This window comes from Metabacillus idriensis, assembly GCF_009674765.1.
Lineage (GTDB): Bacteria > Bacillota > Bacilli > Bacillales > Bacillaceae > Bacillus_P > Bacillus_P idriensis.
Window position 1 is genome coordinate 52,144 of record NZ_WKKF01000008.1, and the last position, 12,444, is coordinate 64,587.

General features: G+C 34.5%; 16 protein-coding genes. 1 reads left to right on the top strand and 15 read right to left on the bottom strand.

The window, feature by feature from the left end; all coding sequences use genetic code 11:
• Positions 1–11 precede the first annotated feature (11 nt).
• The 7 genes from GJU41_RS19050 to GJU41_RS19080 form a co-directional block, all read right to left on the bottom strand.
• Complete coding sequence (locus GJU41_RS19050; protein ID WP_224771451.1) at positions 12–878, bottom strand: alpha/beta fold hydrolase; 867 nt, start codon at positions 876–878, stop codon at positions 12–14.
• Between the two features lies 1 nt (position 879).
• Positions 880–1,278: a hypothetical protein gene (locus GJU41_RS19055; RefSeq protein ID WP_070875643.1), complete on the bottom strand. Its 399-nt coding sequence runs from the start codon at positions 1,276–1,278 to the stop codon at positions 880–882.
• Positions 1,279–1,484: 206 nt separating this feature from the next.
• Complete coding sequence (locus tag GJU41_RS19060) at positions 1,485–3,344, bottom strand: sigma-54-dependent Fis family transcriptional regulator (protein ID WP_170292840.1); 1,860 nt, start codon at positions 3,342–3,344, stop codon at positions 1,485–1,487.
• 213 nt (positions 3,345–3,557) lie between these two features.
• The gene (locus GJU41_RS19065) at positions 3,558–3,860 is read right to left on the bottom strand and encodes an ArsR/SmtB family transcription factor (RefSeq protein WP_070875645.1); all 303 of its coding nucleotides are present in this window, start codon (positions 3,858–3,860) and stop codon (positions 3,558–3,560) included.
• Between the two features lie 777 nt (positions 3,861–4,637).
• The gene (locus GJU41_RS19070; protein ID WP_154319262.1) at positions 4,638–5,588 is read right to left on the bottom strand and encodes a DUF4288 domain-containing protein; all 951 of its coding nucleotides are present in this window, start codon (positions 5,586–5,588) and stop codon (positions 4,638–4,640) included.
• Positions 5,589–5,770: 182 nt separating this feature from the next.
• Complete coding sequence (locus GJU41_RS19075; RefSeq protein ID WP_224771450.1) at positions 5,771–6,412, bottom strand: DUF3885 domain-containing protein; 642 nt, start codon at positions 6,410–6,412, stop codon at positions 5,771–5,773.
• 104 nt (positions 6,413–6,516) lie between these two features.
• Positions 6,517–7,089 carry a hypothetical protein gene (locus GJU41_RS19080; RefSeq protein ID WP_170292841.1) on the bottom strand — a complete coding sequence of 191 codons (573 nt, stop codon included), beginning with the start codon at positions 7,087–7,089 and terminating at the stop codon, positions 6,517–6,519.
• Positions 7,090–7,312: 223 nt separating this feature from the next.
• On the opposite strand from GJU41_RS19080, the gene GJU41_RS19085 reads away from it, so the two are divergent.
• A complete protein-coding gene (locus tag GJU41_RS19085) occupies positions 7,313–7,828 on the top strand; it encodes a hypothetical protein (RefSeq protein ID WP_170292842.1) in 516 nt (171 codons plus the stop codon).
• Between the two features lie 93 nt (positions 7,829–7,921).
• Here the strand turns inward: GJU41_RS19085 and GJU41_RS19090 are convergent, their stop codons facing one another.
• From GJU41_RS19090 to GJU41_RS19125, 8 genes are all read right to left on the bottom strand, one after another.
• Positions 7,922–8,215, bottom strand: coding sequence for a hypothetical protein (locus tag GJU41_RS19090; protein ID WP_133313712.1), 294 nt, complete (start codon positions 8,213–8,215; stop codon positions 7,922–7,924).
• Between the two features lie 97 nt (positions 8,216–8,312).
• A complete protein-coding gene (locus GJU41_RS19095; RefSeq protein ID WP_154319283.1) occupies positions 8,313–8,873 on the bottom strand; it encodes a uridine kinase family protein in 561 nt (186 codons plus the stop codon).
• Between the two features lie 228 nt (positions 8,874–9,101).
• Positions 9,102–9,359: a hypothetical protein gene (locus tag GJU41_RS19100; protein ID WP_154319265.1), complete on the bottom strand. Its 258-nt coding sequence runs from the start codon at positions 9,357–9,359 to the stop codon at positions 9,102–9,104.
• Positions 9,360–9,513: 154 nt separating this feature from the next.
• Positions 9,514–9,924: a tetratricopeptide repeat protein gene (locus tag GJU41_RS19105; RefSeq protein WP_154319266.1), complete on the bottom strand. Its 411-nt coding sequence runs from the start codon at positions 9,922–9,924 to the stop codon at positions 9,514–9,516.
• A 106-nt stretch (positions 9,925–10,030) separates the two neighbouring features.
• The gene (locus GJU41_RS19110) at positions 10,031–10,399 is read right to left on the bottom strand and encodes a hypothetical protein (RefSeq protein ID WP_154319267.1); all 369 of its coding nucleotides are present in this window, start codon (positions 10,397–10,399) and stop codon (positions 10,031–10,033) included.
• A gap of 105 nt (positions 10,400–10,504) precedes the next feature.
• On the bottom strand, positions 10,505–11,038 hold the full coding sequence (locus GJU41_RS19115; protein WP_224771449.1) for a hypothetical protein: 534 nt from the start codon (positions 11,036–11,038) through the stop codon (positions 10,505–10,507).
• Positions 11,039–11,063: 25 nt separating this feature from the next.
• Complete coding sequence (locus GJU41_RS19120) at positions 11,064–11,486, bottom strand: hypothetical protein (RefSeq protein WP_154319268.1); 423 nt, start codon at positions 11,484–11,486, stop codon at positions 11,064–11,066.
• A gap of 138 nt (positions 11,487–11,624) precedes the next feature.
• Positions 11,625–12,149 (bottom strand): SMI1/KNR4 family protein, encoded by a 525-nt coding sequence (locus GJU41_RS19125; protein ID WP_154319269.1) that lies wholly within the window; start codon positions 12,147–12,149, stop codon positions 11,625–11,627.
• Between the last annotated feature and the right edge of the window lie 295 nt (positions 12,150–12,444).

Below are 12,444 nucleotides of genomic sequence, written 5' to 3' on the forward strand. Positions count from 1 at the left end.
TATTTATTTTTTTATACTAATGATTTTTCTTTGGTTAAGATATCTTGAAGAACTTCTTCTAAGTATTTCACAAAAACTTCATGGTTTTCACTCATTGGGAAATGACCAATACCCTTCATTTCTACAAACTTAGCTCCTGGGATTTGATTGGCCGTACGTTTGGAGTCTTCAGGCGTAGAAAGATAGTCATATTCTCCTGTCAGCAAATATACTGGACACTTATCTGTGTCAATCTGATGGAGCTTTCCTCGTAAATCATGATCTACACTATAAAAATATAAGTCTCCTTTAAACACACCTGGAGCCCCTTGGCTATAGTACCATGATGTTAAGCGGCGGTCCTTTTCTGGGCTTTGTGGAGCCATGAGTCCCCAGACTCCTGATCCACAAACTTCTCCTCCATGAGTATGCGGATGATTCCACCATTCCTGATAAAACCCTGGTGTATGATCGGATGCTTCAACAGGTATAGTAGCCCGGAAGTACTCAGGATACTTACGTGCTAACTGAAGCGCAGCATGTCCGCCAAAAGAGCTTCCCATAAAAATAGGATTTTCCAACTCTAGTTCCTCGCAGAAATTACGCACAAATTGAAGATAAAAATCTGTTGTAAGTTTGTATTCTTCTTTCCACCATTCCACACTATGAGGGGGATCTGATTTACCGTGTCTTGGTAAATCATAAGCAATCACCCTAAAATTCTGTGTGATGTTTGAATCTTCAAGTAAGCCTCGCCATTGTCTGCTGTCGCATCCAGCTGTATGCTGACATACTAATGGGATACCTTGTCCATTTTCCTCAAAATAAACCTTGTATTCAATACCTTCTACTTCAACATATACATATTGACCTTTAACAGAAGAAAATTTCCCCATCATTTTACACTCCTTTAACTAACAAGTTTTTTACTTCACGAGTAACATCGAGGAAACGGATCATGTACCTCAAATTGGCATACAGTTCCTTAAGATTTCCTTCTAGCTGCAAATTTCCTTGAAAGACCGCTGCGAATAATTCATGGAACATTGGAGGTGGTGTTGGCTGAGTGAATTTTTCCCAGGCTTCTAAGCTACCTCTGATCGCAAAACTCCATCCGTCTAACGCTCCCTTTTCAAAGAAGTTAGTTAGTTTACCCTGCTTAATTTGGACAATGTACTCCTTTGAACCGATTTGCAAGAGAAGGTCTGCAACACAATACTTTCCAATTACATTTAACTCTTGATCGGCGTTTACAACTTCTTGGAAATTTTCCATCCATTTTTTTGATCCTACTTGCATATTTTTTAGCCTCCCTTTACTTGTTTTATTGGGACAAGGTCCTCAATTTGATATTCTGCAAGAACCATGCCAAGTAAATAGACGTTTAAAATAACAGGAAAGTGGGGGCTGCAATTGGGATTTTGCTTTTTGAGATGATTATTCCCATTTTGTAAAATGTACATTTGACCGGTCTGTGTTCGGACAGACGAACAGTTATATATACTTTATTCGAGATTATATTTTTGAATTTTTCGATAAAGAGCACTACGGGAGATACCTAGTTCCCTCGCAGCTTGGGCACGATTACCGTTGGCTTTATTGATAATGTAAGAGAGATATTCACGTTCACTTATTTTTTCTTGTGATTGATCCAATCCTAAAAACTCATGTACATGAAATGAATCGAAGTGATTTTCATCATGTAGATAAACAATTCGCTCAATTACGTTTCTCAGCTCTCTTAAATTCCCCGGCCATGTATGTTGTTTAAATATATGCATTGCTTCTGAAGTGAAAGAGATTGTTTTTCGCTGTACTTTTTCACAAGCTTCACTCAACATCGTATTCAAGATGCTTTCCAAATCTTCAATTCGTTCTCTTAAAGAGGGGATTTTTATAAGAAAAACGGTTAATCGATAATAAAGATCCTCTCGAAATTCTCCTTTTTCAACTAGTTCTTTCATATTCTTATTTGTCGCAGCTAAAAAACGTACATCAACTGGAGTCGGAGTAGTCCCCCCAACTCTTACTACTTGTTTTTCTTCTAGAGTTCTAAGAAGAGTAGCCTGTAAATCAAGTGGTAAATCTGCTATTTCGTCTAAGAATATGGTTCCTTTGTTCGCTGCTTCAATTTTCCCTTGACTCCCTTTATGTTTAGCACCTGTAAAGGCTCCACCTTCATAACCAAACAATTCTGTAGTAATTAGTTCTCGAGGCAATGCTGCACAATTAATCGCAGTGTAAGGCTGGTCCCTTCTTTCGCTTTGCTTGTGAATAAAACGGGCCATAAAGTCTTTCCCGACTCCACTCTCCCCTTGTATAAGAATACTTGCATCACTTCTTGAAACCTTTATAGCTGTTTGTAAGGTCTTCTGGAATGCTGTATTTTTAGTATTAAAGGCAAAGTAATCTTGATTGACCTTACTCTTCGGCAGGATTGTCTTCGTTTGGGGATGTATAAACAGGACAGTGGCCAACCATTTACCTTGCTTCACTATTTCTTCTGAGCTAATGAAAAATTTCTGATCATTCACTTCAATTTCGGTTGAAACTGAACCTTTTTTAACGTAACTCAATATCGTTTTTTTACATGATTGTGAATGACCGTTATTTTCTTCCCATAACTTAAAAAAGTCATGAGCAGGCTTATTTTTGTATAACTCTATCCCTTGTTTATCAAATGATATAATACCTGTGTTGTCATTGAACTTATGAATGTATTCAGTTAATACATGTGATAAAACTTGCTCTTTGATTTTTGATTTATGAAATCGGTATCTTTCACTAATTGCATGAGCACCAGCAACTGCCAGTGTATATAACTCTCTCAAATCATTCTTAGGACCCATACGGCAAACGTCAAAGGCCCCTATGTATTCTCCATCAACAAAAATAGGACACGCAGAACAATCCCAAACGCGAAGGGCTAAACAATAATGCTCATCCCCTGAAGTAGCCATGGCAGTTCGTGTTCTAAGGGCAATTGATAGCCCTGTTGAACCAACGTTTTCTTCCATCCATTGTGCACCTATAGCCATTCCACACTGGTCGGCTATCTTTTGAGATTTATAATCGGCCATCATTTCCACTAAATATCCTTCGGCATCTGCAAGTAAAAGAAGGTAACCCCCTCCATTTAAGCGCTTACAAAGATCGTTCATAACTGGCAACGCAGCATTAACCAAGTCGATATTTTTCTGTCGCCTTTCTACAAGATCACTTTGCGGAATAGGAGAAAAAACTTCTTCCATCTCATGAGAAACACCCATCTGTTTACATCTATTCCACGATTCGAAAACTTCTTTTCTTACATCGATGTCGGTTTTTCCCTCAAGAACAAACTGTCTCCATTTCTCGTCAACCATGATAAATGTTCCCCTCCTCAAAACCAAGTTTTGCGGATATCCATAAACAAACATGAATATTCCTCGTGTTTATCAACCTTATTCATTATTATCTTCTTTTCGCCATTGATAGTACATCCATTAGTCATTTTAACATATCTGAATTTGTCGATATATTTGAGATAGTTAAGCTGAATTTTTCAACACAATGGTGAGAAATTCAGTCTAATTTTCTTATATGTCTTGCCGAATAAACTCGGCGAGTTGACGGATGTTTTCTTCGTTTCTTTTATAATATGTCCACTTTCCAATACGGGTGGAACTCACAAGTCCAGCTTTCTGTAAAATGGAAAGATATTGAGAGACCGTTGATTGTGTAATATTTAATTTTTGGTGAAACTGGCTTACACATACCCCTATTTCTCGAAAATCACCCACTTCCTGAGGGGAAAAATGTTTTTCCGGTTCTCTTAGCCATTCTAGTATTTGAAGCCTTGTTTCATTTGATAAGGCTTTGAAAATTTCAATAGGTTTCATGATACTTATTATATCTATTATTTAAGATATGTAAAATCGTTTATTATCTTGTAGGCTCTCGTTTAAAAGCATAAGACTATGGGTTACTTTTAAATATAGAATTTAAGAGGATAATCCAAACAGTTTATTTGATTTTGGACAAATTTCACCCATTGATGAAACTGTTCCTTTTTAAGCATATGCATAGCTTCTGTACTATATAAGTGACCATCTAAAAGAACAGACCATCTAAAAGAACAAGGGTCTACCATGGTACGAACGCGCATTTTGATAAACAGTTTCTTGTTCTACAATATTGTTTAAATATCGTGTTTTAAAGAATTGGTGTATATTCTATTCATTTTAATTAACATAAAAACTCTTTGAGGAAATGAACCACAAATAAATTCCTTGGCAATCAAGGTATTTTAGCTTGTCTATTTTTATTCCAACGCTACATAATCCTACAGGAGCAATTGGACGATAGGGAAAGGCAAGCCTTATACAAGACGTGAAAGCAACTACAGATCCCGATTATTGAAGATGATGTGTATCAAGAACTGTTATTCGAATCATCTTATCCTGCACTAAAGTCATTCGATCTATCGGGGCAAGTATGCCTGATTTCTTCTTAGCTTAAAAAATCAGGGTTTTACCTGCCAAAAAAATTCCTTAACGTATAATATTCGCGTTTTGACGGCAGGACCCCTTATATTAAAACCTTACAAAGTGCTGCAATCTTTTCTGAAGATATAGTATACAGCAATCGCCCCCGATTGCTTAAGATCCGTAACAGATTTAAACTCGATTCGGTCTATCGTTAAACTCTTTGTTTCTTAAAATGAAATTCAGGTCTACATCTCCTTCTTCTTCGTCTGTTTCTGGATAGTATTGCGAAATAAATTCACTTTCGCTCATCTTCTTTGAGATCCGTAAATAACGAGAATATACTTCAGTACCCGGCCCAAGTTCTTCACCTATAATAAAGCAATCCAATGCCTCGATAAATTTCCAGTTTACCCGTTCATCGTAAGGATTGGTATATTCAATTTCCGCCTCTTTAACTTTTTCTTCAGCAATTGAATAAGCATCATCAAAAGATTTTGCTTTCACCAGGATGATACTTTCTTCGTAGGTTTTGTGAGTATTATTGTAGTTTTTGTCTATTGTTTCCGGGTCTGGTTTTCCAGTGATAATACATTCAAATAAGAGTTTTACCGCGAACCATTCCCAACTTGTTTCCGTATTTATTTCATTGTTGAGTGACGAAAGAGCTTGTAATGTATCTTCCAAGATTTCTTGTTGTTGCGTTAAGGAGTGTAGTTCTTGTTTTATTTTAGAAATACAATCTAACAAGACTTTATCATCAATATCATTTCTTATTGATTGTATTAACTGATAAGACTGTGCCTTAACTTCAAAATTCCCTGTAATTAAATGATAAACCAACGTATCTAAGTGCATTGAGCAGTCAAATGGTTCTAATGCATACAACAAAGTCCCACGGTTTCCTAAAGTTTTGGGGTGATTTAAGACATCTATTATTGGTTGCAAAGCTGAATTATCTCCGATATCACTTAATGCAATTGCTATAGAATTTCTTAACCTTGCACTTTTGGTGTTTTTCAAGAATTCGATTAGTAAGGGAATCGCTTTCAATTTCTTATTACTTCCAATATCATCTAAAAGGATTTCTGTTTTCTCGGTTTCTTCAGATTCTAATAGTCTTCTTAGTAAATCTAAATCCATTTCTAATCCCCCTTTTAGATCAAATTTTATAAATGTTATGATTCCATAAAACAGGAGTAATCCCTTCTTGAATCAACGCCTCTAATTATTGTGCTTATTCAAAAATCCTGCCCACTACCTCAATAAGAAAAGGCGTTCCGCTTTGCTGCAATCGCCCCCGATTGCCGAAGATGGATAAAGCGCTATTGAAACACCTTATCTATTTCATCCCTGTCATAATCTAGTATCCAGTCATTGAAATTGTTATAAATATCTCGTATCGTTTTAGGTGAAGCAGCAAGCAAATCACAACCTCTGTCATCATAAATATGAAATATTGTTTTTCTTTTGATATTAAAAAAATAAATGCGATGATAAATATTTGGTTGTATTCCTAAATCTTGATTACACATTGCTTTTAAAAGTGGAATGTATTTTATATCAGATGTTTTACTTTTAAGCGTAAATCTATGTGTTTTATATTTTTCATCTTCGTTGTCTTCTGGGAAAATATAAGGTATCACTGCGTGATTTAACCTATATAAGGTCGTTTTTTCGTATACATAGGGAGAAAAAAGCCTCCTATTATTTTTATAGGATTTTCTATTTCCGAAAACATTTACATCCATTACAACAAAAATTTCCTCATCAGGTTTATGTACTGATTCAAATAAAGTTAGAGCCCTATTATAAACTCCTTTTAAATATCGACTGTTTTTGTCATCATATTCTCTATTCCACTCAACACCCAATTCGAATCGTATTGCAATTTCCCAGTTATAAAATAAAGGTGGTCTAAGAGATAAGTTAGAAAAGTTCTCTTTTTTATAATCATTAATAAACACATCCGCACCTCGTCTGATATATATTATGAATTTCCATTTCACAATACAGCCCAATTCCTCAATAAGAATAGGCGACCCACTTTTTAGCAATCGCCCCCGTTATCTTAAGAAGGATTATGGATTTCTTGTAACAATAATTCTAGATCATATTTCAAGTTACTTCTAGTTTCTATATCAAATTCTCCTTGTACTTCTTGTATAGGATATTTTTGTTTATGGATTATATAATGTTTTAGTTTTAAAAAAGTGGTTAAAGGAAAATCAAAATCATACCACTCTTCTCTGTAACCAATTATTCCGTGTCTTTTTATTAGTGCATCTATTTCTTTTAACACAATCATAATAAAATCATCATAGGGGTATTCCGTTTTTATTAGTGTATTAGTTTTGTCTTTACTAAATTCATCTTCGTAATACACGGCTTTTATGTTCAGTATATTATTTTCTTTTAATTCGAAATACCAAATAACTCCTTCTGGTTCACCCTCCCATTCACACTCAGTTTCTTTTCTTATCTCATCTTTCGGTACACAAAAAGAGTTTAAAAGCAGTAGTGACCTTAGAAAATCATATAAACAATCTGTTAAATAACTTGCTGTAAATTCTAATTTCTGTCCGTTAACTTCAACAATACAAGTAGCCCATCCAATTCCACTAAGATAATATTTAAACTTCACTTCCATCTCACCTGCTTCGATAGTTATCACTACATTTATGTTATCTCTATTTCTTGTTCAACTAAATTGCCGATTTCCTCAATAAGAAAGTGCGATCACTATGCTGCAATTGCCCCCGATTGTTGAATAATGCAATTCAGCATACATATTCGATTTAAGCAAATAATATCCTTAATACTTCAACTAAGAATAGTAAAAGGAAGTGGTTATTATTAGGATCGTCGTGCTAGTCTGCCTTTTATTTATTGGACCTCTAATTAAGTCGGCAAATGCAAGCGATAGTTTTGATAGGACCTCGAGTGATTATTTTCAGATTGGTTACGGATACATCTATGAAGAACTTCAAATCAGTAGTGAGCACTTCGAAAAGAAAATTGTACTACCCAACAGGTTACCGCCAATAACATTTACTCATAGTTTTGGACGGTTTTCTGATTTAGATGGAAACATCAATGACCAGTTTGAAGTTGTTTATGTAAATGAAGATAAACCTAAACATACTTACAGTTTATCAATTAGGCCGGTTAGAAATGGTATTAAGTTCGAAAATAAACACATAACACAAATCGTTAAATTGAGGGACGGCAGCAATGCTATATTTTCAAAAAGGGTAAGAGGTTTTAATCTAATGGTGGTTGAAAAGTTTGGCTTCCAATACATTTTGAGCATTCCAGATGAAGTGAATATAGACACAAAAGAAGTATTAGCTGAAATCGCCAACTCAATAGCTGACCATTAACATCATATGGGGGTGAGAATCTTCGTCTCTCGCCCCCTTTAACGGAATAAATATAATATGGCCTCATTCCTAAAACTTTAACTAACATATCCGTTAATTAAACAATCCTTGCTCTTTCCATTTGTCGAAATACTTTTGATAACCCATTTCCTCCGCTGTCATAGTGCATTGCGTATTTTCTAATTTAAAAGTATGAGATCCTGACAAGGCTTCATAACTTGGATTACCTTCCACATCCCCAAAGAGTGTTTCAAATGTATTCACGTCCACTGAGTGTGTTATTCCATTCTCGTCAGTTTCAAGATGAATAAAATCAGCCTCTCCCTGTTCTGTCTGTCCCTTAAACATCAAACCTGCTTTATTCAAAGACACATATAATTGATTCATACTCAATCTCACTCTCTTTTTTCATTACCTTTTTTTCTTTAACCCTAAATTATAGACGCTTTGTTAAGCAAACGCCCCCGATTGCTTAATAAAAAGTTCACTTAGTCCCACTGAATACAATATCTGCTCTTTGGAATGGTTTTTGCTCTTCCAGATAAATATCTTCTGAAATCATCCAATTATCTTCCCACAATTCACGAGCGTCTTCTCCGTCTCTTTTGATACCTCTTGATAGCCTTATTTCTCTAGGGCAATCAATCCATATCTTTATATCATATTTATTTTCTAGTTCTTGCCGGATGGTATATATCCCTTCAACTACGACAATACCACCTACAGGCACAGTATGGCATTCTGCTAAGGAATCAGTTTCCCAATCGTATCGTTGATATTGTCCTTCTCTCCCTTGACTTATTGGTTCCAGTACCTGTTTTAAAAGACGTTCCCAATCGAAGTCTGCACCGACTGGCTTTTGTGTAGGATGTTTTTTTATAATTTGTGATGAGGGAAAGTAAAAATCATCATTATGTACAATTGTTATATTAGGGAGTACTTCTTTCATTTTATCAGCAAATGTACTTTTCCCTGAGCCGCCGCAACCATCTATCCCAATCACCAAAGTTGATTGCTTTTTAGATATCTCACTGATGGCTTCCATAAACTCTTTAATTGAGTTGAATTTTCCTCTTACCAATTCCATATCACTCATAATTTAAATACCCCACGTTCATTCAGAAATTTGATAATGACATTCAAAGGATTCAACAAAAAAGGCCTTAACCCACCTTGGATTAACACATACAACTAGTTAATTAGAAGGACCAAAGCAAATTACTTTGCTGTAATAGCCCCCTATAATCGAAGAGAGTGGTTCATTTTAGTTCAGTTAGATAAGAGCTTGTTCCAGTACAAAAATTATTAAGCCACAAATTACCGATACTCCCACGAAAGACCCAAAGAAAAATACCAGTGAGACTGTTCTTCCAAACTCTACTTCGTTTGGAAGTTCATTAACTCTCTCCCACGCACTATCTATATCTGGGACATATCTTTTAGTCTTTATATATCCCATTACAAACGTGATTAGAAAATAAATCAAATGAACAATTACAGAACCTATAATTGCTTGCATTATTGTACTCAACCATTTACACCACCATTGTAGAATTATATTTAGTCAAAGCTGACTTCTTATAAAATCATAAACTTATCCTATTCAGTTATTCCATTTAGTTACCCATTGCTTCAAAATAAGGCGATCCGCTTTGCTGCAATCGCCCCCTTTAATTGAATTAAGTTTAATGGTTTTCCTTTTTTTGAAGTGCTGCCAGCTTTTTATAATTCTTATCATAATTCTGGCGTTGTAGCAGATTTTCCAGCCAATATTGTGCCTTTTGCTGTTCTCCATTTTTGATAAACGTCTGGATTATCTTTTTAAAATTAACACTATATTTAAAGTTTTCGTTTTTCACTAATTCCAATGCTTTATTATAACAATCCGATGCCTTTTGATATTCTTTTGAAGAGGAATATAACAGTCCGAGATAAATTAGACCACTTGATATTTCTTCCTTACTAAAATTTTGCTCAGTGGCAAGTCTCATCACTTTTATAGCTTTCCTTTTTAAAAACAAAATTTCATATGTACCAGCTTTATATACATAATCCTCATACTTTTTAAGCGGTTTTATCAGTGAGAAGATTCCCATAACTAATCCTCCAAGGGGGAAGTTTTCTAAAGCTAACCTGCTCAGTTTGTGAAAAAGCGACTGCTCTTGTTGGACAATCGCCCCCGATTGCTTAATAAAATTCTATTTAAAAATGTTCTTTGAAGATCAGTTTGAAATATGGCTTAAAGTCAATTTCTATCATTTGTTGGGAATCCTCATTTAGAACTGTTAACAATACACTTGAGTGTTCTTTTTGGTCTGCTGTAATTTCAAACTTAGATACACGTTTGAGTTCCAATAACGATAAGAATCTTCTTGATTCTCGGTAAGTCACCTGAATTTTTACTTCTCCATACGATGGAGAAATAGTAACAATAAAGTCTTCTTCACCGTTCGAAAACTGGTATTTCGCTGTATTGTAATAAAATTGGATATCATTTGAGTTATTATCAAATAACGTAGGTTCACATTCAAATAAAGAAAGGAACTCGCTCTCATCTGGAAATATAGCCATTTTCTTAAGCACCTTTCAAATTTCTTATTCATCAACCCTATCCAAGTCTTCAATATAAAAATGATCACACTTTGCTGCAATCGCCCTAGATTGTTGAGTATGTGGTTAATCCCAATAATTGAATATAACTTCCCCAATTCTTTCGGGCTTCCAAAAAGCAACTTGTTCTAACTCAGCACTATTTAAATCATTATCATTTTGTAGAATCTTTTCAGAATTCTGCTTTATAACTAAAGGCTTATGTAGTTCGTTGACACTCAAAACTTTATAAAACGAACTAAACTCTCTTGAAAGATCAGGTACATCGATGAATTTTATGTTTTCAAATTCAACAACCGACGCAAATGCTAGATAAGGATAATATTCATTTAGTAAGATATGAAATTGTTTATTATAAACCTTGACGTCTACGTTATAAAAGTTTGTTGGATATTCTGGTTCATAAAAACTCAAAACTTTACCGCCAAAACGAGTTGTGTTAGAAAAACACACCTGTCTAAATTGTTTTCCGTCAACTTTAGGAGGGCGATTGTTTTTTGAACTATAAAAACCAGTTATACCATTAGGGAGTTTCATTTCATCACCGTTTTTTTTTTGACATTTATAAAAATAATCTTGAGTAAACGAACAAACGATCACTTATGCTCCAATCGCCCTAGATGTCTTAATTTTCTATTCGAATAATGCATTTTTCGTAAATATCTATTGCCTCAAGTTGTAGATTATTTAAGTTAATTTTCAACTTCTCCTCAGGCTCTTCATTTTCTTCACCCAACCAACAAATATAAATCTCACAATAATCACCTTGTGGAAGCAAATTTTTTAGTAGGTGGCATAAATAGAGAAAAGTCTTTTTGGATTTTTCGTAGTTATGTGGCGAATGAACCTTTTGATATTCGTTCATTTGCCAAATAGGGTGACCTTTTTCAGCAATTTCATAAATATAGGGCGTAGTAAAATGCTTCTGTTTAACTACATTACGATTTTCTTCTTCTGAGAAAACATAATCAATTTCAACTTCAGCCTCTGTATAGTATTCGTTAAGTATTACGGTAAAATTCAAACCAATATAGGTTGCCATACTCATATCATAAACTCCTTGTGATAGGCTGTGACTCTAATTTAATATCTTATTGTTCTAACCTTCTTCTTCAAGTAGACTGCCCAATTCCTCAATGAAAAAGGTGATTACACTGTGCAGCAATCGCCCCCGTTCGTACAAAATTCACTTTTTCTTTCTCCCGTAACTTGGTTTAAATTTTTCAGGGTCTAAAATAGATCCCCGAGATAGTCTTCTTAAAAAAGCATCAAAATCATTTGCTATTTTTATTTGTTTCCATTTCTCATTATCTGATAAGTAATCCTCATAAAAGTATACTACTGAAGGATTTTCAGTGTTTTCCTCATAGTTTAAAGCAATCCAACTATGATAATCGCCCCATAAAATTATTATAGTTTCAGGTAGACCAACCTCGTTTATCCAATACTTAGAAGCAAGGATACCTACACCATTTTGTTTGCCTTCAAAATCAATTCCGTATATTTCAGGAATTATAAATCTTTCCTTATCGTTCTCCTCAAGAAAAATGTATGGATATTTTAAAATACCACCGTTATGTTCTTTTAGTAATTCTTTATATGATAGAGGAAGTTTAACACCTAATTTTTCCTCAGCAACTCTAATTTTTAAATCCGATATAGGTTTTTCACCTTCATCCCAAAATTCACCTTCACCCTTATAGAACTCCAATTTATCACCTCATTCATATAGATCTTTAACTTATGTGTTATTAAACTATACTGCCATTTAGTTTAAGTACATTTCTTCACAATTTCACACCGATTTCACATAATTATCCTGTTTTGTTTGGAAGTCTTATTCCATTAAACTGCCCGATTGCTGAATAACTGTTATTACCATTTTTATCACAAATACATTGTTGAACAGGTTATTTCACAAGATAAAACACACCAATCATGCTGCTAATTGGCGTGTTAAACACTGTGTTAATTAATATGCTGTTTTAATGTTTTGCACCTATGAA